Genomic DNA, 20,729 nt, shown 5'->3' on the forward strand with positions numbered 1-20,729 from the left:
ACCAAAAAGAACAAAAGGTTCTTCCTACCTAGAATTCATGCTAGTATTAACATGAATTTTCGAAAAATAAAGGTAGGAGTTGTTGTTATGAATAAAAAGATTGCAGCCTTATTGACCGTTGGGCTTGTAATAGCGTTGTGGTTTATACCAGTACCTGCTGGTTTGAAACCTCAAGCTTGGCACTTATTTTCCATCTTCATGGGTACAGTGGTTGGTTTTATTTTACAACCTATCGAGGCAGGTTCTGTAGCCTTAATCGCTATGGTAATGGTAGCATTGACGAATACCATTAAATTTACAGAAGTATTAACAGCTTTTAGTGGCTCTACTGTATGGCTAATCGTTTCTGCATTTATTCTTGCGCGAGCATTTATTATTACGGGCTTAGGTAAACGTATTGCTTACTTAGTCATGCGATCATTTGGTGATAGCAGTTTGAAATTAGTATATTCTTTAGTGATTAGTGATGTAATCATTGGACCTGCGATTCCTTCTAACTCGGCTAGGTCCGGTGGACTAGTTTTTCCTATTGTGGCCAGTTTGTGTCAAGCTTTTGATTCTCATCCAGGGACTTCCTCTAGAAGAATCGGCGCTTTTCTAATGACATCTGTATTCCACATTGACTTTGTTGTATCGGCTATGTTTTTGACGGCCATGGTAGGCAATCCAATTGCCGCTGAATTGGCCAAAAAGATTTTAAATGTTGATATCACCTGGATGAGTTGGTTTATAGCAGCAGTTGTTCCGGGCGTTGTAGCCCTGATTGCTATTCCGTATGTACTTTATAAAATTTATCCACCAGAAATTAAAAATACTCCGGAAGCAAAAGAAATGGCCAATAAAGTATTACAAGAAATGGGCCCTATCTCAAAAGGCGAAAAAATTATGCTGGCTGTGTTCATTGGTTTGCTAGTGTTATGGGCAACCGCTGAATTCACCAAGCTAAATGGTACATTGATTGCTTTCATGGGACTTTGTGTGCTGCTTATGACCAAAGTTCTTACATGGGATCATGTCATCAAAGAAACAAAAGCATGGGATACCTTAGTGTGGGTGGGTAGTGTTATTTTAATGTCAGATTACTTAAATAAAACAGGCTTTATTCCCTGGTTTGCCAAGATACTAGAGAATCAAATGGTAGGGGTCGGCATGATCACGGCTATTGTATTATCTTTTGCCATTTACTTATATAGTCATTATTTCTTTGCTAGTATGTCAGCTCATATTACATCTATGTATGGAGCTTTGATTACTCTTGGGGTTGCAGCAGGCGCACCGCCTTTTATTTCCGCCTTTGTTGTAGCCATGGCTTCAAATATTTGTGGTTGCTTAACTCACTTTGGCTCAGGTCCTTCACCTGTATATTTTGGCGCAGGTTATGTTGACCAAAAAACTTGGTGGAAACTTGGTTTCGTTGTATCGATCCTGCATATTATTATTTGGGTTGGTATCGGCGGTGTTTGGTGGAAAATTCTTGGGTATTGGTAAAATACAATTAGAAGATATAAAATAATACGCATTAAATAATGCGATGTGCGATGCATAGTAAAGAAGCCACTTAAACGATAAGTTAAGTGGCTTCTTTTTTTGATCTTAAGGTTGAGGTTAAATGTATTGCACAATTTCATCCATATTTTGTCTGGTTTTCGGTCTAGGATCTTCTTTTCTGTAACCGAAGGCCACCATACAAGCTACATTAAATTTACTTTTATCCAATACTCCCTCCTGCTCCAAAATAGTTTCCACCTGTTCTTTATCGAAACCTTCCATAGGACAAGAATCAATCTTTATTAGAGCTGCCGTGGTCATCATATTTCCCAGAGCTATGTATGTTTGCTTGCAGGCCCAATCAAATATTGCTCGTTCACTTTCCAATAATTTAAAATCATTCTCTTGAAAGTTTTGATAGTAGCCTTTTTTTATTTCTACTACATCTGAGGGAAGTCCCTGAACATCATTCATAAAGTTTGATATATACTGTGAATTAAAAATCATATCTTCTTTAGTGCGAGAAAGAAGAATCACAAAATGACTCGCTGTGGGCAATTGTCCCTGCGCTCCCCAAGAGACTAACTTTAGTTTTTCTCGTAACTTATTATCTTGAATGACTAAAAAACGCCATGGCTCAAACCCAAAGGAACTAGGTGATAATCTTCCCGTCTCCAAAATAAAATTAAAATCTTCGTCGGATATCTTTTTACTACTATCAAACTCCTTGCATGCATGCCGATAATTATAGGCTTCTAAAATCTGCTTCTTTAAATCCATGTTATACCCACTGCCTTTCCTCTTTTTCTTTATTATGTTCTAATTATACAATAACTAAAAAAATATTGAAGTACGCACAAGATTTATATATACTATCAATATTGATACTTAGGTATATTTTTGATAGTGAGGCTAAAATATGAAAAACGTTGCAGATCCTTTAGAGAAAAATGATTGTACTCATGTCCAATGCCCAGTAGAAACTACTCTTGATATAATCGGAGGAAAGTGGAAAGGTATTATTCTCTATCGCTTATTAGACGGCAAAAAAAGATTTAATGAACTAAAACGGCTTTTACCAAATATAACTCATAGAACACTTACTATGCAATTGAGAGAACTTGAAAGTGATGGAATTCTTATTCGCCATGTCTACGCAGAAGTTCCGCCAAAGGTGGAATATCGCCTATCTCCTCTCGGTCTATCTATGACTCCCATTATAACTACAATATATAACTGGGGAAAAATGTATCAACAAAATATACGAGAGGAAAGCAAACTGTCAGATCCAGAGATGATATTGCCTTAATTGTAAGTGCTTTAGCTGAAATTTATACTTCTAAAAAAAATCCCCCTTTTAAAGGACGGCTCATGCTGTAGACAAAAGCCAATCCCCTAGCAATATGGTATAGTAAACTATAAAGATAGGTGTGTTATGTATGTATCTTCCCCAGTAAAAAAGGTACTTTACGACAAGCGTAAAGTACCTTTTTGTCTATGGTCTGAGTAGGTTTCTTTTTTTGAGAAAACTGGATTTCAGCTGAAAGTTACTTAGAGCGCTTAGATATTAGATACTATCTTTTTTAAGATTGCATAAGATATAATATCACTGATATTTTCAACAAAAGGGATGTTGCTTGGGTTGCGGCTTGCAATAGCACCACGTAAAATGACAGGAGTCAAATCAAGGTCAAGGGCACCTCGGTAAGTAGACAAGACGCAGAACTCTGCGCAATAGCCTGTGATGATAAGAGTATCAATATTTTGCTTTCTTAGTAGCTCCTCTAAAGGTGTTTTATTAAAAGCATTACCATAGGTTTTGTGAATATGAGGATCAGTTGGCAAAATGGAAAGCGAATCCGGTAAGTCAAATCCTTCTGTACCTGGTAAAAGTCCATTTTCTTTCACCATATGCTGAATACAAATAATGGGCAGTCCTTTTTGTCTAAATAAATCAATTCCAGCATTGATTTGTACGATGGCCTTATTGAGGGAGTAACTTGTTTCAGGATCCTTAAAAAATGCTTTTTGTACATCAATGACTAAAAGAGCAGGTTTCATGAAAGACACCTTCTTATTATAAGATTTTGTAGTATAATATACGACAATGATATTTTCAATCCTGCCAAAATAATGAGTTTATTTTTTTGTTCTTTTAATAATACTAGAGTTAAATGTAGCTTTTATTCAGAATTATTATGAGTGAAAATATAATAAATATGATATAATTATTATAATAAGGATTAAATAGTAGTTATTATTAAGAAATAGATTAAGAGAAAATATGGAGGTTTCAAATGGAAGAAGTTATGAATGCAGTAACTCATGGGATAGGTACTTTACTAGCCGTCGCGGGACTAGTTTTACTAACTGTATTTGCTTATTTGAATGGAAGCGTCTGGCATATTGTTAGTTTTAGTATTTATGGCACCACGTTGGTGTTACTATATTTAGCTTCCACACTTTATCATAGCTTTACCAATGAACGGGTCAAAAGAATTTTTAAGATATTGGACCATTCAGCTATTTATTTGCTAATAGCAGGGACCTATACACCCTTTACCTTAGTACCTTTGCATGGTGTTCTTGGCTGGACGGTTTTTAGTTTGGTTTGGGGACTGGCGGTTATTGGAATTGTTCTAAAAGTTTTTTTTGCAGGACGCTATAAGGTCTTATCAACATTGTGTTATCTTGGCATGGGTTGGTTTATTGTTTTTGCAATTAAGCCTTTGCTTGCTACTGTACCGGAATTCGGTATGATTTGGTTATTTGCTGGTGGTTTATTTTATACATTAGGCAGTGCTTTTTATCTTTGGAAAAGGCTTCCCTATAATCATGCAATATGGCACTTATTTGTTCTAGCGGGTAGCATATCACATTTTATTGCCGTATTTTTCTATATTCTTCCCATTCCTCTTCGCTCATAATTGTAGATATTTTTTATTATTGTAAAAAATAGAGATACCTGATGATTAAAAGAAGGTGAATTACTGTTACAGATAGAATTTAATTTGACTTTGAAAATTGCATAGGGGGGAGAACAATGAAGAATAAATTTGAAAGCAATGAAGAATTTTTATGTAAAATAAATAAGCCTGACTCCAAATTGCTGGGGAAAAAGGGTTATTGTTGTTCTCTCGATAAAGATAGTGACGGAGTAAGGTACGCCTTTCATGTATCTACTAGGAAAATTGTTGAGGTCAATGATGCTTTTTTAGCATTGCTTAAGTATAGTAGTGAAGATGTAAATGACTTATATGTAGAGGATATTATTGTTGCTGATCTGCAGGAGATAGAGTCTAATATTAATAAAATTCTAAACCATGGCTTGACCGAGATTAGCCTGCGTCAGTATCGCTGCAAAGATGGGAAAATGTTGTTTGTTGAAAGTTCTTTTGAAATAGTTAATTTATATAATGAACAGTATTTGATTGCTACTATAAGGGATGTAACTGAGTGGCAACAATTACAAAATCGTTTACGACTAGCGGCACAGGTATTTGAGAGTGCTAGTGATGGTATCCTGGTTACAGATGTGGAAGGAGTTATTCAATTTGCCAATCCAGCTTTCTTGAAAAACACAGGATATTCTTTAGAAGAAATTATGGGGTTGACGCCGCGCATTCTAAAGTCAGGTATACATCCAGATGAGCTTTATCATGAAATGTGGCATTCTCTGCAAAAAAATGGACAATGGAAAGGCGAGGTCAACAATAAACGGAGAAACGGTGAAATCTACTCTGAATGGTTAGTAGTAGATGCGATAAAAAATGACTTAGGTCAAATTACTATGTATTCGGGAATATTTAGAGATTTATCAGAACGTAAGAAATATGAGGAAAAGATAAAGTTCCATGCTTATCATGATGGGCTAACCGGTTTGCCCAATCGCATATTGTTTTACGAAAAGATGAGTCAATGTATTAATGCTGCTAAACGTTATAATCATATTATGGGTGTGATGTATGTTGATTTGGATGGTTTTAAATATGTAAATGACACCTTTGGTCATGATAAAGGTGATTTATTGCTGCAAGCAGTTGCCTTAGGTTTAAGAGAATGTGTTCGTGAAAGTGATATTGTAGCCCGGATGGGTGGCGATGAATTTACCATAATTTTGCCCGAAATGGCAAGTTATCAAGAGGCTGAATTTGTAGCGGACAAGATACAAGAAAAATTAAATCAAAACTTTAACTTATTAGATTGCACTGTTCAAATTTCTAGTAGCATTGGGGTGAGTATTTATCCTAAGGATGGAGAAGATGCAGATACTTTAATCAAAAAAGCGGATAATGCTATGTATCAAGCCAAAGCAGCAGGTAAGAAGACCTATCGCTTTTCTAGTAATGGATAATGAAAAATATTTTACTTCAGACTGAAGATGATTAAATGGAGAGATACCAGATGAAAGAGACGTTAAGAGAATTTTGTAAATCAATTGGTATTGAATCTATGGGGATCGCTCCAATCGGACCTTACGTAGAATTACAACAAATTCTAAAGGAAAGAATTTCAAAGGGACGGTTTACGGAATTCGAAGAACAAGAACTACAGGTAAGGATAAATCCTCAGTTAACAATGGATAATGTGCAATCTATTATTGTCTGTTTATTCCCTTATTACCCCGGGGAAAAAGCAGAAGCAAATGTAGCTAAATACACCTATTCCGTTGATTACCATAAGATTATAAGAAGGAAATTAGAGGAAGTTGGTAGTTTCTTAGGAAAAAAAATATCAGGATTTGAATATAAGGCCTATGTTGATAATGGACCACTAGCAGATCGATACCTTGCTTATATGGCGGGCCTTGGTTTCTACGGGTTAAATAGCCATATTATTACTGATGCATATGGTTCCTATGTTTTTATTGGCTATATGCTTACGAATTATCCATTTGAAACAGATAAACCCTTAAAACGGACCTGCATGTTATGTGGCGAGTGTAAAAAAGCATGCCCCGGTTCAAGCATTCTTGGTGATAGTGGAATAGATCCAAGAACTTGCCGCTCTTATTTAACACAAAAAAAAGGCGAGTTGACAAGGCCGGAAATCGAAGTGATCAAAAAAACAAACCTAGTTTTTGGTTGCGATAGCTGCCAGGAGGTTTGTCCGCATAACGCAGGGATTGCTTTGTCAAATATAGCGGAGTTTCAAGAAGATAGAATGGAAGAGCTAAGCTATAATGAATTGGTAGGAATGTCAAATAAAGAATTTATGAGAAGATATGGTAATCGTGCCTTTAGTTGGCGAGGCAGAAAATTACTTATTAGAAATTTTGAGTATTTGAAAGAAGTTTAAGAAGAAAACGGAAACGCGAAGGTCACTAAGAAAGTCAAGAACACGAAGGGTTTGTGTTCTTGACTTATTCTTTGCAATCTTCGCGTTTAAAATATCTTTTTTAATATGCACAAGGCGTGTTAACGTTTTTCTTAGGTAGAAGGTATAAATTTTGTCAAAGAAGATGAGGAAAGATGATGAACCGCAGAGGCACAGAGAACGCTGAGGGGGGGCTAACTCTATCTATCTTTTCTCTGCGTCCTCTGCGCCTCTGTGGTTAAAAAATATTTGTTAACGTTTTTCTTATTCCGTAACCTGCTACTCTTTTTCAGATAAGATTTGTGATTCCTTCTGCCTTGAGTAGAGTTGCTACTGATGCTACATCTTGGGTGGTAGCATCAGGTACGTCATCTAAGGTATATTTCATTTGTAAAGCTTGCCACTTTTGCCGTCCTAAGGAATGATATGGTAGTAATTCAACGGTAACAGGAGCTGGTAAGGAGTGAATTAGGTTGGCTAATGCTACTATATCTTCCGTTGTTGTTGTGATGCCAGGGAGAACGACATAGCGCAAGGTTACTGGAATATGCTCTGTGAGATATCTTAAATTGCTAAGAATTTGCTCGTTATCAAGTCCGGCTAGCCAACGATGTTTTTCTGGATTTACAGCTTTAATACTAAATAGTGCTGCATTGGTATAGGGCAAAATATCGGTAATGTTTTGCTTATCATAATATCCTGCAGTATCAATGGTGGTATCAATAGCATGTTTTTGACAGGCTGCAAAAAGTTCAGCTACAAATTGGGATTGCAACAAAGGCTCGCCGCCGCTTACCGTAATGCCTCCCTTGGAGCCGTCATAAAAGTGACGATAGTGTAGTAAATCAGATAGTACTTTCTCTGTACTAATTACTTTACAACCTTTTTGCCAGGTATCGGGATTATGACAGAAACGGCAGCGTAATTGGCAGCCTGATAAAAATAAAACATAGCGGATACCTCGTCCATCTACTGTTCCGAAATGTTCTATGGAATGGTAATAGCCTTGCATAAGAAATACCCCCCTCGTTATTATGAAAACCACAAAGACACAATGCCGCTATTGCAGCACACAAAGGGAATTGATGGAACCCGTTTAGAGTATCCTTTTTTCCAATCTTTGTGCCCTCTGTGTCTTTGTGGTTCAAAATAGTGTTCTATGTTTTTTGCTTTTCTTACATCATTGTTACACTTTTACTATAAGGATTGGTAAAATGTCCGTTCAATAACTTCAGCTTGCTGAGCGGGAGTTAATTTGATGAAATTAACAGCATAGCCAGATACGCGGATCGTTAATTGTGGATATTTCTCTGGGTGTTTTCTAGCATCCTCTAATACGCTGCGGTCAAGAGCATTTACATTAATATGATGCCCTTTCTTGGCAGAATAACCATCCAATATACTTGCTAAATTTTGAATTTTAATAGGGTCAGCTTTTCCTAATGTAGCGGGTAAAATAGAAAAGGTGTAAGAAATACCGTCACGGCAGTCATCATAAGAAAGTTTGCAAACGGACTGCATAGCGGCCAATGCGCCCTTTTTGTCCCGACCATGCATTGGGTTAGCTCCAGGAGCAAAAGCTTGTCCTGCCTTACGCCCATCAGGCGTTGCACCTGTCTTTTTGCCATACATTACATTAGAAGTAATGGTAAGTATAGATAAGGTATGTTCCGCATCGCGATAGGTAGGATGCTCTTTTAATTTTCTGCTGAATTCATGGCTTAATTCGGTTGCCAAAGTATCTACAGTGTCATCGTCATTGCCGAAGCATGGGAAATCTCCCTCGATGGCAAAGTCTTTGGCAATGCCAGCTTCGTTGCGTAATGCTTTAACACGAGCGTGACGGATAGCGCTTAGCGAATCTGTGGCTACAGATAATCCAGCAACACCAAAGGCCATAATACGTTTTACATCTGTATCATGTAGAGCAAGCTGGGCTCTTTCGTAGGCATATTTATCATGACTAAAGTGGATTAGATTCATAGTATTGACATACAAACCAGTGAGCCAAGTAAGTACTTGTGATAAGTTATTACGTACTACTTCATAGTCCAGGTACTCTCCTGTGGGGATTGGCATAATAGGAGCTAATTGTTCGCCAGTATTTTCATCACGACCACCGTTAATGGCTAACAGTAAGGCTTTGGCCAAATTGGCTCTGGCTCCAAAAAACTGCATTTGTTCTCCAATTCTCATCGCAGATACGCAGCAGGCAATGGCATAGTCGTCGCCGTAGACAGGTTGCATAATATCATCATTTTCATATTGAATAGCACTGGTATCTAGGGATACTTTTGCGCAGAAGTTTTTAAAATCTGTGGGTAGATTAACTGACCACAAGATCGTTAGATTAGGTTCAGGAGCAGGTCCTAAATTATATAAGGTGTGGAGAATACGGTAAGACGTACGAGTTACCAAAGTGCGTCCATCCAGTCCCATACCACCAATTGATTCCGTTACCCATAAAGGATCGCCAGCAAACAATTCATTATAATCAGGTGTGCGTAAATGACGAGCTAATCGTAGTTTAATTACCATTTGATCAATTAATTCTTGCGCTTCCATCTCGGTAAGAATGCCATTTTCTAAATCTCTAGCTAAATATATATCAAGGAAAGTAGAAACCCGACCTAAAGACATAGCGGCGCCGTTTTGTTCTTTAATAGAAGCAAGATAACCAAAATATAACCATTGAACGGCTTCTTTTGCAGTTTCAGCTGGGCGACTAATATCAAAACCATAAGATGCTGCCATGGCAATCATATCTTTTAGGGACGCAATCTGAGCAGCCACTTCTTCTCGCAGGCGTAATGTATCTTCAGTCATTGGTTTGTTCGCAAGATCTTCTAAATCAGCTTTTTTGGTTGCCATTAAGTGATTGATTCCATAAAGAGAAATACGGCGGTAGTCACCAATAATCCGACCGCGACCATAGCCATCAGGTAATCCTGTAATAATTCCTAGTTTACGAGCTTTTTTCATTTCATCAGTATACATATTAAAAACGGCAGTATTATGGGTCGTTACATGGTTGCGGTAGATGTTACTAATTTCTGGATTAAGCTTATAACCATAGGCTTCGCAAGCCTGCTCAGCCATGCGAACACCACCATTAGCAATTACGCTGCGTTTTAAGGGAGCATCCGTTTGTAAACCATAGATTACTTCTAAACTTTCTTCAATATAGCCTGGCTTATGAGATGTAATAGTAGAAACGATAGTAGGATCCACATCCAAGACACCGTTTTTTTCACGTTCCTCTGCTAATAAGGCACTGCATTTATCCCATAATTTTTTAGTGCGAGGTGTTACGGTAGCTAAGAAATCACTATTACCCTCATAAGGTAAGTAATTATTTTGAATAAAATCTCGTACGTTAATTGATGTTTGCCATTTTCCTGGTTTAAATTGTTGCCATGCCTTGTTCATATTATTTCCTCCTATAACTAGTGATAATTATTATCATTTAACTATATTATAACTATATTATATGGTTTTGAATATGATATAAATCATATAATATTTAAAATTGCTATATTATGATTGTAATTATTGTAGCAAGAAAAGTCAATAAATAGTATTAATAAATAATTAATATCGATATTGTTCGTTTTGTTCACAAAAAAAGACCGCCTGAACATAACAAACTAAGTTATGCCCAGGCGGTCGGCTTATATCTAGATACAGTCCCTTGTGGTTATTCCACGATCCGCCAGTTCTGCATCTGTTTTATTATATTATTTTAAGGTTTGACTTTTCTTATGTAACAAATTCTATAGCTTTCTTTTTCACTTGTCAATAAGAATTTATTGGTAGGATTGAAGATAGTTAGGGGATCTTAAATTTCACATAAAAGGTGGTTCCAAGAGGACTAGTGTCAAAAATGATTTCTGCTTGGTGTCTCGCAGCAATATTATAGCAGATAGCTAAACCTAAACCTAGCTGACCTTCTTTCGTTGTGAAGAAAGGGGTAGCTAGCTTGTCCAAATCTTCAGGGGAAATTCCTATTCCTTGATCTTTAATAGCAAGAACGATCCTGTTCTGTTCCACATATGTACGAATGACTAATTCAGTCCGAGGGAACATGGCTTCAAGACCATTTCGGGCGATGTTGAGAATAAGCTGACTTATTTCTTTATCATCCATTTCAAAATCTGGAATGGATTCAAGTTGGGTAGAGATTTTTTTATTTGAAATAATTGCATCTGCCTGTAATAGGGGGAGTAAAGAGACAATAAGGGTATTTAAGTTGTGTGATTCTAAACTTAATGACTTATTTTTGGCCAAGGATATAAATTTACTAATAATCCGATTTGCATCGTCAATTTCAGTAACCATAAGTTCCACTAATTCTTTATAATTTTGAAAAGCGATTTTTTTAGAGAACATTTGTAAAAAACCACGTACCGTAGTCATTGGATTACGAATTTCATGACCGATACTGGCAGCCATCTCTCCGACTAAATGTAAACGATCGAATCGCGTCAAATGTTGCTGCATTTGTTTAAGTTCACTAATATCACGGATTATCAGGACGAAATCATTTTCGTTGCTCGCTGTAATTCTACCTTCACAATAATAAGTAATTGAATTTAATGTAGTTTGAAATTCAAAAAATTGCATAGTATTTGTAGTTACTGCCTGATCAAAGTAATGCATAATTTTTGAGGCTATTAAGGGCAGTACATCCTTAATGTTTCTATTCTGGAGATTGATAGGGGGGAAGAAGGGAAATGTATTTTTCGACTCTTGATAATCGAGGATAAAACCATTCCTGTCTAATACAAATAAGGTATCAGGTATTGAATTGAGAAGAATTTGCGTACGATCTTGATTTTTCTTTAATGATTGCTCAGCTTTTTTTAAGTCTGTGATATTGCGAAGGGTACATAGTACATATTCAACAGAACCATCGGCTCCGAATTCCGGAACTAAAAGGGCATGATAATACATTGTTCTATTATGTAAAGTTTTAAAATCAGACTGAAAACTTAAACTTTTTTTAGCTTTAAAAACCTTGTTAATTTCAGTTTTCCATAATTGATAATAATGAGCGGAAAGACCAAGATCTGAGAGTTTGGTACCAATTAGATTTTCGGCTAGTATACCTGTGGGAATTTTAATTGCTGGATTGGCATAAATAAAGTATAGGTTTTTGTCAAAACGAATGATAGCGTCGGGAGAATTTTCAGCGAGAGATTTAAAGTCGTGTGCACGTTGCGAGGGTGGACTCGGTTCTTCTATAGAAAATTTTCGCGGAGAATTATTCATAAAAAAACGTACCCCCATATAAAAAATAGTATTTCAAATCCTTTGAAAGATTATTTGTAGCATAGCATTCGTCAAAGATAGATAGTTTCCCTTTAGATAATTTGTCGAAAAAACAGGAATGTAAAAAAATATACTATATTACTGTTATATCCAGTATGATATACAGTAACAAATTGGTAGCTTGACTTTGCCGTAATTTTAAAGAAGGGAAAAAGGCACTTAAAAAAGAATAAATATTATATACAAGTTATAAGGAGTATTATGCAACAACAAATAAATTAGCACAAAGGGGTTTTATAAATGCTCAAAACAGTGAAAAGGTTTTTCCAAGAAGAGCATGGCTTAAATCAACGAGCAAGGGAAATATTACGTTATATTGGCCCAGGGATACTCGTAACAGTAGGATTTATTGATCCAGGAAATTGGGCTGCCAATATGGCGGCTGGGGCCGAATATGGGTATAAATTGTTGTGGATGGTGACGCTGTCTACAATCATGTTAATTGTATTACAGCATAATGTGGCCCATTTAGGCATTGTCACAGGTCGCTGTTTATCCGAAGCAGCTACAGAATATTTGCGGCCTTTAGTCTCACGAACCGTACTCTTATCTGCAGTAACGGCTTCTGTTGCGACAGGTCTAGCAGAAATACTTGGTGCAGCAATTGCTTTAAATATGTTATTTCATATTCCCTTAAAGGTGGGCGCTATATTTACGGCTTTAGGATGTGGCTGGATGTTGTGGGCCAATTCCTATAAGCGATTAGAAAAATGGATTATGGGTTTTGTATCGATTATTGGATTAGCATTTTTATTTGAGCTTAGTTTGGTAAATATTAATTGGCCTGAGGCTGCTATTGGCTGGGTTTCTCCTGTCATTCCCGAAGGCGCTATGCTTGTAGTGATGAGTGTACTCGGGGCAGTGGTAATGCCACATAATTTATTTTTACATTCTGAGATTATTCAAAGTAGGCAATGGAATTTGGAGGATGAAGCTGTCATTCAAAAGCAGCTTAAATACGAGTTTGCAGATACTTTATTTTCAATGTGTATTGGCTGGGCAATTAATAGTGCCATGATTCTAATAGCCGCGGCTGTGTTTTTTAGCAATCAGGTGCAAGTCGAAGAATTGGAACAAGCTGAAATTATGCTGCGTCCCTTACTTGGAAATGCCGCAGCAGTTGTTTTTGCCATAGCACTATTATTTTCTGGTATTTCTTCTACGATTACAGCAGGTATGGCTGGTGGAAGTATTTTTGCTGGTATGTTTAGTGAGCCATATGATGTTAAGGATCGCCATTCATGGATGGGAGTAGCTCTTACTTATGGTTTGGCAGTACTCTTAATTCTTTTTATCGAGAACCCTTTCCAGGGCTTGGTTTATTCTCAGATGTTTCTCAGTGTTCAACTGCCCTGGACAATATTTTTACAAATTTATTTAACATCGTCTAAGCAAGTTATGGGTAAATATGCAAATACAGGTTTGCAACAAATTATGTTATGGGCAATAGGTATTATTGTTTCTGTATTAAATATGATGTTGTTATGGGATTTTATTAAATAAACGAGTGTTATATCTTGCATTTAGAAATCGAATTTGCTACAATGTATCCATAATAATCATTTTTGAGAATGATTATCTCCGGGGCTGAAATTAAATAAATTGAAACATCTTCAGGGCAGGGTTTAATTCCCGACCGGTGGTAAGCAGTGGATTCTGCAAGCCCACGAACCGCAAGGTTGATTTGGTGTAATTCCAAAGCCGACAGTATAGTCTGGATGAAAGAAGATAGATTAGCACATGATTAGATGTGTTTCCTTGTGCTACTAACTTCCCGAAGATATTTCGGGAAGTTTTTGTTTCTAATGATTAAGGAGGAATCTGTGTGGTTTACAATACACGTTATATAACAAAGGTAGGAATTTTATCGGCAATTGCTGTAATTTTGATGTTTTTTGAAGTGCCGTTACCTATGATGCCAAGTTTTCTAAAATTGGATGCCAGTGAACTGCCTGCTATCCTTGGTGCCTTCCTATTAGGACCAATCGCTGGTGTTGGCATTGAGTTAATCAAGAATCTAATACATGGGGCGAATAGCCAAACAATGGGAATTGGAGAAGTTGCTAATTTTCTGGTAGGTGTATCATTTATTCTTCCGGCAAGCTACTTATACCAGAGATATAATAGCCCTAACGGGGCTATCATAGCTCTAGGTGTTGGAACGATTTCTATGATGTTTTCTGCTTCTTTACTAAATTATTTTATATTATTACCTCTTTATCAGGCAGTATTGCATTTTCCCCTGGAGCAAATTATATCATTAGGGACAGTAGCCAATCCTCAGATTATGGATTTAAAATCTTTTATCACCATGGCCATTGCACCATTTAATCTAATAAAGGGAATTGTCATATCCATTTTTACCATGATGATTTATAAAAAAATCTTTCCCGTCTTATGTGAAAGATAAGATAAGAGAAGAGTAAAAGAGGCTACTCCAATACAAGGAGTAGCCTCTTTCGCTATTCTAAAAAGAAAGTGTTTTGGGGAAAAAGCAAGAACGAATGATTTAACCACAGAGACACAGAGTACGCTGAGGGGGATTTTATAATCCGATCTCTTTCCTCTGTGTCCTCTGCTTCTCTGCGGTTTAAAAATGTCAAACTATTATTACAGTTGTTTGGTACTTGGTAGTGTAAAACCTCTGCCCATGACTTCGACGGCATCTTGCACAATCATAAAGGCGTTAGGGTCTGATTCTTGTACAAGAAGTTTTATCTGACCAATTTGCGTAAGAGTTACAACAACAAAGATAACCTGTTTGTCTTGTCTTGTAAAAGCTCCTTCTCCACGAAGGATGGTGGCGCCGCGACCAACTTCTTTCAAAATCGCTTTTAAGATTTCATCAGTTTTATAAGAAACAATATAAACCGTTTTCTTGCGATTGATCCCTTCCACCACATTATCCGTAATGTTAGCAGCAATAAACATAGAGATTAATGTTAAAATGGCCAACTTGATGCCGAAGAGGATGGCAGCAATCAACATAATCATACAGTTAATGGAAAAGGAAGCGGCGCCAACATTCATAGAATAATACTTTTTGATAATGCTGGAGACGATATCAAGTCCTCCACCACTTCCGTTGGCTTTAAAAATCAGGCCAGAACCAATTCCTGTAACAATGCCACCTGTGATCGCTGAAAGAATCGGATCATCTACCACAGTGAAGTTTGCCAAGTAATCTGTTGCATCGACAAAAAAAGAAAATAGGGCTGTTCCATAAAGGGTCTTTATAGTGTACTCTTTGCCCAAAAGACGATAAGCAGCATAGACAAGTGGGACATTCATTGCAAGAATTTGTACACCGATAGGAAATTTAAATAAGTAATAAAGAATAATAGCTATGCCGCTAACTCCACCACTTAAAAGATGGTGGGGGACGAGAAAACTATTAATAGCTACAGCACTTAGTAGGCACCCAACACCAACCGAGAGATATTGATAAATTTTATAGCGCATCTGTTCCTCCTATAAGTTATTTAAGTAGTATCAATGGCAATCTTCAGGAGTTGGCTATAGAGTCGCGTAGGAAGTAGACGATACTTATATCCAATTCCTGAAGATTAAATTTTTATAGATATTTTTTTATTCCCTGGAGTAGGGGTGATTTTATTACAGTTTGTTAATGAACCCTTGAATGAAAGGGTACTGGTAGCTTTCTCCATTGAATGCCTTAACGGCTGCCATAATAGAAGTTACGATGAGGATTAGCCACAAAATACCTACTATGGGGAGTAGTAAGACTCCAATCAGTAATGTACATAACAGTCCCACAAGGCAGGAAGTAACTAATATGGCCAAATGAGCGACCAAAGATTGCTTAGCATGCTCGTAAACAAAAGGATCATCCTTTTTTAATAAAAAAATGACTAAAGGTGCAATGATAAAACCCAGACCGCCTAGAAAATAAGATATATGAGCGAGGATGGCTAACAATTTTTGCTCTCCTGTAATTCCATTCATAAAAACACCTCCTAAGTATATTTTATAGTAGGTTGGTTCTTTTGTATATCCTATTCATAAAGATTGAAAATCACACTATAATAAAGAAGACTTGATTCAGATGGAGTTTTAACTCCATCTGAATCTTAGCCCTTCTTATCCAGGGACTTAGCCGCTCTTAACTCCCACTTATCGAAGATGGGAGTCTTAGAGCGGTTCAGTCATCGGATAAAAAAACTTGTTTTTGAAATGTATTTTATGATATTATCAAGAAGAACATTTATAGCAGAGGTTTCCTTTGGGTGGTATCATCAATGAACCATACTATAAAAAAGGAATCTAAAGCTGTGAAGGATCAATATAGCTATATGTTAATACTGGTATTATATCCGCTTAGATCTATGATGGACTGAGACGGGAGGTTACATAGGAAAAGTATGCCTTTCGGACAAGTGCCGGAAGGCTTTTTTTATATTCTTTTCCTAGGGCGTTTATTAGTATGTTATTAAGAGAGTACATCTATCATACTTTTTTCAGAAGTAGGATCGGGAATTAATTGTTATCTATACTATTAAATCGGCTTATATAGTAAAAGGAGAAGCAGCATGAACAAGCCAAAGGTGCTAATCGTCGGAGCTGGTAAAGTAGGCAGTGTGTTGGCCCGAGCCTTATATAGTCAGGGCTATGAATTAGTAGGAATCGTTAGTCGTACTTTCGATTCGGCCCAGGAATTGGCTAAGCAGTTTGGTGTAAAAGCAGGGACAGAAGCAGCAGATTTTACGAAAGAGGCGAATATTGTCTTACTTACGACTCCTGATCGCTATATTGGTAAAGTAGTAGAGGAACTGGTTAAGGAAAGTGGCTTTATGCCAGGACATGTTGTTATCCATACTTCAGGCTGCCTGCCTACCGAAATATTGAAACCAGCTAGAGAGCAGGGAGCTTTCATTGGCTGTATGCATCCCTTGCAGTCATTTGCCAATAAAGAACTATCTATAGAGGCATTATCTGGTGTGTATTTTGCACTGAGTGGACAAGATGAGATGATAGCAGCAGGAAGAAAAATAGTCGAGGATTTAGGCGGAAACGGTTTTGTTATGTTAGATAAGGACCGGGCACTATATCATGCTGGGGCCTGTATTGTATCGAATTATACAGTTTCGTTGATGCATTGGGCGAGTCAACTATATAGTAGTTTTGGTTTATCTAGAGAAGAGGCTTCAAAAGCCTTATTGCCCTTATTGCAGGGCACAGTGAATCAAATAAAAGAACTGGGTCCTACGGAAGCCTTAACAGGACCTATCAGTCGCGGGGATAGTATTACCATAGAGGCTCATCTACAAGTTTTAGAAAATGATGAGGAAAAGAACTTGTATCAAAATCTTGGATTATATACTTTAGGGGTAGCTTTAGAAAAAGGAACAATAGATCAAATGCAGGCAAATTGCATGACAGAATTATTGAAAATGAAACTAAAGGAGAAGGAAGATGAGCAGCAATAAACGGATTACAACAACGGTGATTCAAGAGAGAAAGGTTGCAGGTAAAGCCATTACAATGCTAACAGCATATGATTTTTCTATGGCGAAATTTTTAGATGACGCTGGAGTAGATATGTTATTAGTTGGTGACTCTTTAGGCAATGTAGTATTAGGGTATGATTCTACACTCCCAGTTACTATGGAAGATATGATCCATCATGGAAAAGCTGTGTGCCGAGGGGCAAAAAGAGCGATGGTAGTTGTGGATATGCCCTTTATGTCGTATCAAGTTTCAACAGAGCAGGCTGTGGCAAATGCAGGGAGAATCATGAAGGAAACAGGGGCTCAAGCTGTTAAATTGGAGGGGGGGCAAGAGGTTGCTGATGCGGTAAAAGCCATTGTCAGAGCTGGTATCCCTGTGGTAGGACATTTAGGACTAACTCCCCAATCTGTTCATAGTCTAGGTGGGTTTAAAGTGCAAGGCAAAGAAGAAAAAGGTGCACAAAAATTGTTAGATGATGCGAAACTTTTGGAAGAGAGCGGGGCTTTTGCAGTGGTATTAGAGTGTGTGCCTGCATTGTTAGCACAAAAGGTTACCGATTCCATTGCCATACCAACCATTGGTATTGGTGCAGGGGTATATTGTGATGGACAAGTATTGGTTACTAATGATTTATTGGGGCTTTTCCCCGGTTTTACACCTAAATTTGTTAAACAATATGCCAACCTTCATACTCAGCTGGCTCAGGCAATCGCCGAATACAGAAAAGAGGTAGAAGAAAGAGCCTTTCCTGGCGCAGAGCATAGTTTTAAAATTTCGGATGAAGTATTGGAAAAATTGTACTAATACAAGGAGGACAATCATATGAAAATAATTTCAGACATACAGGAGATGCAATTATTTGTTAGGCAGGCAAAAGAGAAAGGGATGAGTATTGGACTAGTACCAACTATGGGGTCCCTGCATGAGGGGCATCTCACCTTGATGCGTCAAGCAAAAAAAAGTTGTGATGTAGTTGTGACAAGTATCTTTGTCAATCCCACACAATTTGGTCCTACAGAAGATTTTGCTAAGTATCCTCGGGACTTATCTGGTGATAGCGAGCAGGCTGCTAAAGCTGGCGTAGATGTCATCTTTCATCCTCAGCCAGAGGAGATGTATCCAGCAGGGTATAGCAGTTTTATTGAGATTAATGGTATTACGCAAAAATTATGTGGTTTATCACGACCAGGTCATTTTCGTGGAGTAGCTACCGTTGTAACTAAACTCTTCAATATTGTTCAGCCGGATAAAGCTTTCTTTGGCCAAAAAGATGCCCAACAAGTGTTGGTACTTAAGCGTATGGTGACTGATTTGAATATGAACGTTACTTTGGAAGTGGTGCCTATTGTACGGGAGAAGGATGGTTTAGCCATGAGCTCTCGTAATGCTTTCTTATCTCCTGAGGAGCGTAAGGCTGCCTTGGTTTTATCACAAAGTCTCCAGCTTGCACAAAAGCTAGTTAACCAGGGGCAAGTCGATGCTCAGAACATTAAGGAGCAGGTAATACTTAAAATTAAACAAGAAAAATTAGCACAAATCGATTATGTAGAAGTATATAGCTATCCCCAATTAGAAAACCTGGATGTCATAGGGGACAAAGCTCTTCTTGCTTTAGCTGTTCGGATTGGAAATACTCGTTTGATTGATAATACAATTTTGGAGGGATAAGATTATGTTTATTACTTGTTTAAAAGCAAAACTTCATTGTGCCACGGTAACAGAGGCCAATCTTAATTATATGGGGAGCATTACAATCGATGAAAGTTTATTAAATGCTTCAGGGATTCTACCTAATGAAAAAGTGCAAATTGTTAACAATAATAATGGGAACCGTTTTGAAACCTATGTCATTACAGGAGCAAAAGATTCAGGTGTTATTTGTTTAAATGGGGCGGCGGCTCGTTTAGTGCAGCCGGGTGATAAGGTCATTATCATTGCCTACGCTATGATGACTAATGAAGAGGCAAAAGACTTTACCCCTACAGTGGTAATGGTGGATGAAAAGAATCAAGTGAAGGAAATTCGTTCTAAGGAAATTCATGGACAGATAAAATAACAAAGGAAAGACAATACGAAATAAAGAATAGAGATAAAGAAGACTTGATTCAGATGGAGTTTTAACTCCTCTGAATTTTGGCCCTTCTTATCTAGAGGCTTAGCCGCTCTTAACTCCCACTTATCGAAAAGGGGGAGTCTTAGAGCGGTTTAGTCATCAGATAAAATACCTTAAAAAGGTAGGAACTTGGAGGATAAATAAGGGGGACAAAAAATTGATTTACGGACAACTAAAAAATTTGGAACTAGAGAAATCTGCATTTTCACCTGTGCTGCAAAAAGCGCTGATGTATTTAAAAAATACAGATTTAGCAAAGTTAACAATTGGACGACATGATATCGAAGGAGACTCTATATTTGCTTTAGTTTCTGAATATCAAACCGAACCTAAACAAGATAGACGCCCGGAGGCTCACCAAAAATATATTGATATTCAATACTTGGCTTCAGGTGAAGAGATAATAGGCTGCAGCTTATTGTCAGATCAGTGTATCGTGCTTCAGGACGAACTGAAGGAAAAAGATCTTATTTTTTATAAAGAGATTATGGAAGAAACCGATATGGTATTAGAGCCAGGAACCTATGCCGTACTTTTTCCGAATGATGTACATCGTCCTTGTTGTATGAGAAGGACCGCACAAACAGTAAAAAAGGTAGTCATTAAAATTGCAATTTCTCAATTATCCGATAACTAAACCGCTCTAAGACCCCCATCTTCAAGTGGGAGTTAAGATCGGCTAAGTCCCTGGATAAGAAGGGCTAAGATTCAGATGGAGTTAAAACTCCATCTGAATCAAGTCTTCTTTATAAAAGAAGAGAACTCCACAACAGAATGGTAGCTGCTTGTGGAGTTCTTTTTTTACGGAATCAGAAAGTATAACACTTTCTTGATTCCAAGTAAGAACGACTAAGGCTTCTGCCTGCGTCCGAGGACTTGGCACAAGCCAAATCTTTTCTTATACATTCTAGAGAATACATGCAAAGGAGAATACTATAATATATATAATGCAGACTATTTACAGTAGTAAAAAAGTAGTCTATTATGTAGTATTAGAAGTGCATTTTATCCG

The 20,729-nt window shown here is 37.3% G+C and carries 19 protein-coding genes and 2 riboswitches; of the genes, 12 read left to right on the top strand and 7 right to left on the bottom strand.

What is annotated here, in order from left to right:
- Nucleotides 1–87 precede the first annotated feature (87 nt).
- A complete protein-coding gene (locus QSJ81_RS09185; RefSeq protein WP_285717116.1) occupies nucleotides 88–1,488 on the top strand; it encodes an anion permease in 1,401 nt (466 codons plus the stop codon).
- A 117-nt stretch (nucleotides 1,489–1,605) separates the two neighbouring features.
- Here QSJ81_RS09185 and QSJ81_RS09190 read toward each other — a convergent pair whose 3' ends face one another.
- Nucleotides 1,606–2,268 (bottom strand): NAD(P)H-dependent oxidoreductase, encoded by a 663-nt coding sequence (locus tag QSJ81_RS09190; protein WP_285717117.1) that lies wholly within the window; start codon nucleotides 2,266–2,268, stop codon nucleotides 1,606–1,608.
- Nucleotides 2,269–2,407: 139 nt separating this feature from the next.
- On the opposite strand from QSJ81_RS09190, the gene QSJ81_RS09195 reads away from it, so the two are divergent.
- Nucleotides 2,408–2,797 carry a winged helix-turn-helix transcriptional regulator gene (locus QSJ81_RS09195; RefSeq protein ID WP_285717118.1) on the top strand — a complete coding sequence of 130 codons (390 nt, stop codon included), beginning with the start codon at nucleotides 2,408–2,410 and terminating at the stop codon, nucleotides 2,795–2,797.
- 251 nt (nucleotides 2,798–3,048) lie between these two features.
- Here QSJ81_RS09195 and QSJ81_RS09200 read toward each other — a convergent pair whose 3' ends face one another.
- Nucleotides 3,049–3,549, bottom strand: a complete 501-nt coding sequence (locus tag QSJ81_RS09200; RefSeq protein ID WP_285717119.1) for a cysteine hydrolase family protein — start codon at nucleotides 3,547–3,549, stop codon at nucleotides 3,049–3,051.
- A 236-nt stretch (nucleotides 3,550–3,785) separates the two neighbouring features.
- Here QSJ81_RS09200 and trhA point away from each other — a divergent pair, with 236 nt between their 5' ends.
- The 3 genes from trhA to queG all read left to right on the top strand — a co-directional run bounded on the left by trhA (nucleotide 3,786) and on the right by queG (nucleotide 6,786).
- Nucleotides 3,786–4,415 (top strand): PAQR family membrane homeostasis protein TrhA, encoded by a 630-nt coding sequence (gene trhA / locus QSJ81_RS09205; protein ID WP_285717120.1) that lies wholly within the window; start codon nucleotides 3,786–3,788, stop codon nucleotides 4,413–4,415.
- A 116-nt stretch (nucleotides 4,416–4,531) separates the two neighbouring features.
- Complete coding sequence (locus tag QSJ81_RS09210) at nucleotides 4,532–5,842, top strand: diguanylate cyclase domain-containing protein (protein WP_285717121.1); 1,311 nt, start codon at nucleotides 4,532–4,534, stop codon at nucleotides 5,840–5,842.
- Nucleotides 5,843–5,892: 50 nt separating this feature from the next.
- Complete coding sequence (queG, locus tag QSJ81_RS09215) at nucleotides 5,893–6,786, top strand: tRNA epoxyqueuosine(34) reductase QueG (protein ID WP_285717122.1); 894 nt, start codon at nucleotides 5,893–5,895, stop codon at nucleotides 6,784–6,786.
- A gap of 307 nt (nucleotides 6,787–7,093) precedes the next feature.
- Here the strand turns inward: queG and pflA are convergent, their stop codons facing one another.
- The 3 genes from pflA to QSJ81_RS09230 all read right to left on the bottom strand — a co-directional run bounded on the left by pflA (nucleotide 7,094) and on the right by QSJ81_RS09230 (nucleotide 12,075).
- On the bottom strand, nucleotides 7,094–7,816 hold the full coding sequence (pflA, locus tag QSJ81_RS09220; protein WP_285717123.1) for a pyruvate formate-lyase-activating protein: 723 nt from the start codon (nucleotides 7,814–7,816) through the stop codon (nucleotides 7,094–7,096).
- Between the two features lie 185 nt (nucleotides 7,817–8,001).
- Entirely contained in the window at nucleotides 8,002–10,233 is a 2,232-nt protein-coding gene (gene pflB / locus QSJ81_RS09225) for a formate C-acetyltransferase (protein ID WP_285717124.1), read from the bottom strand.
- 220 nt (nucleotides 10,234–10,453) lie between these two features.
- Nucleotides 10,454–10,534: riboswitch (ZMP/ZTP riboswitch) on the bottom strand.
- 98 nt (nucleotides 10,535–10,632) lie between these two features.
- Nucleotides 10,633–12,075, bottom strand: a complete 1,443-nt coding sequence (locus QSJ81_RS09230) for an ATP-binding protein (RefSeq protein WP_285717125.1) — start codon at nucleotides 12,073–12,075, stop codon at nucleotides 10,633–10,635.
- A gap of 300 nt (nucleotides 12,076–12,375) precedes the next feature.
- Here QSJ81_RS09230 and QSJ81_RS09235 point away from each other — a divergent pair, with 300 nt between their 5' ends.
- Nucleotides 12,376–13,638 carry an Nramp family divalent metal transporter gene (locus tag QSJ81_RS09235; protein WP_285717126.1) on the top strand — a complete coding sequence of 421 codons (1,263 nt, stop codon included), beginning with the start codon at nucleotides 12,376–12,378 and terminating at the stop codon, nucleotides 13,636–13,638.
- Nucleotides 13,639–13,740: 102 nt separating this feature from the next.
- Nucleotides 13,741–13,869, top strand: a riboswitch (FMN riboswitch).
- 91 nt (nucleotides 13,870–13,960) lie between these two features.
- A complete protein-coding gene (locus QSJ81_RS09240; RefSeq protein WP_285717127.1) occupies nucleotides 13,961–14,545 on the top strand; it encodes an ECF transporter S component in 585 nt (194 codons plus the stop codon).
- A gap of 200 nt (nucleotides 14,546–14,745) precedes the next feature.
- On the opposite strand, the gene QSJ81_RS09245 is transcribed toward QSJ81_RS09240, so the two are convergent.
- Both QSJ81_RS09245 and QSJ81_RS09250 read right to left on the bottom strand, forming a co-directional pair.
- Nucleotides 14,746–15,597 (bottom strand): YitT family protein, encoded by an 852-nt coding sequence (locus QSJ81_RS09245; protein WP_285717128.1) that lies wholly within the window; start codon nucleotides 15,595–15,597, stop codon nucleotides 14,746–14,748.
- A 153-nt stretch (nucleotides 15,598–15,750) separates the two neighbouring features.
- The gene (locus QSJ81_RS09250) at nucleotides 15,751–16,101 is read right to left on the bottom strand and encodes a DUF4870 domain-containing protein (RefSeq protein WP_285717129.1); all 351 of its coding nucleotides are present in this window, start codon (nucleotides 16,099–16,101) and stop codon (nucleotides 15,751–15,753) included.
- A gap of 554 nt (nucleotides 16,102–16,655) precedes the next feature.
- On the opposite strand from QSJ81_RS09250, the gene QSJ81_RS09255 reads away from it, so the two are divergent.
- The 5 genes from QSJ81_RS09255 (at nucleotide 16,656) to QSJ81_RS09275 (ending at nucleotide 20,354) form a co-directional block, all read left to right on the top strand.
- Nucleotides 16,656–17,582 (top strand): Rossmann-like and DUF2520 domain-containing protein, encoded by a 927-nt coding sequence (locus QSJ81_RS09255; RefSeq protein ID WP_352230877.1) that lies wholly within the window; start codon nucleotides 16,656–16,658, stop codon nucleotides 17,580–17,582.
- Entirely contained in the window at nucleotides 17,569–18,408 is an 840-nt protein-coding gene (gene panB, locus QSJ81_RS09260) for a 3-methyl-2-oxobutanoate hydroxymethyltransferase (protein WP_285717131.1), read from the top strand. The genes QSJ81_RS09255 and panB overlap by 14 nt, the downstream gene beginning before the upstream one ends.
- A gap of 18 nt (nucleotides 18,409–18,426) precedes the next feature.
- Nucleotides 18,427–19,272 (top strand): pantoate--beta-alanine ligase, encoded by an 846-nt coding sequence (panC, locus tag QSJ81_RS09265; RefSeq protein WP_285717132.1) that lies wholly within the window; start codon nucleotides 18,427–18,429, stop codon nucleotides 19,270–19,272.
- Between the two features lie 4 nt (nucleotides 19,273–19,276).
- Nucleotides 19,277–19,660, top strand: a complete 384-nt coding sequence (gene panD, locus QSJ81_RS09270) for an aspartate 1-decarboxylase (protein ID WP_285717133.1) — start codon at nucleotides 19,277–19,279, stop codon at nucleotides 19,658–19,660.
- Nucleotides 19,661–19,874: 214 nt separating this feature from the next.
- The gene (locus QSJ81_RS09275) at nucleotides 19,875–20,354 is read left to right on the top strand and encodes a NanQ anomerase/TabA/YiaL family protein (RefSeq protein ID WP_285717134.1); all 480 of its coding nucleotides are present in this window, start codon (nucleotides 19,875–19,877) and stop codon (nucleotides 20,352–20,354) included.
- The last annotated feature ends 375 nt before the right edge of the window (nucleotides 20,355–20,729 follow it).

Source organism: Pelosinus sp. IPA-1 (genome assembly GCF_030269905.1).
GTDB lineage: Bacteria > Bacillota > Negativicutes > DSM-13327 > DSM-13327 > Pelosinus.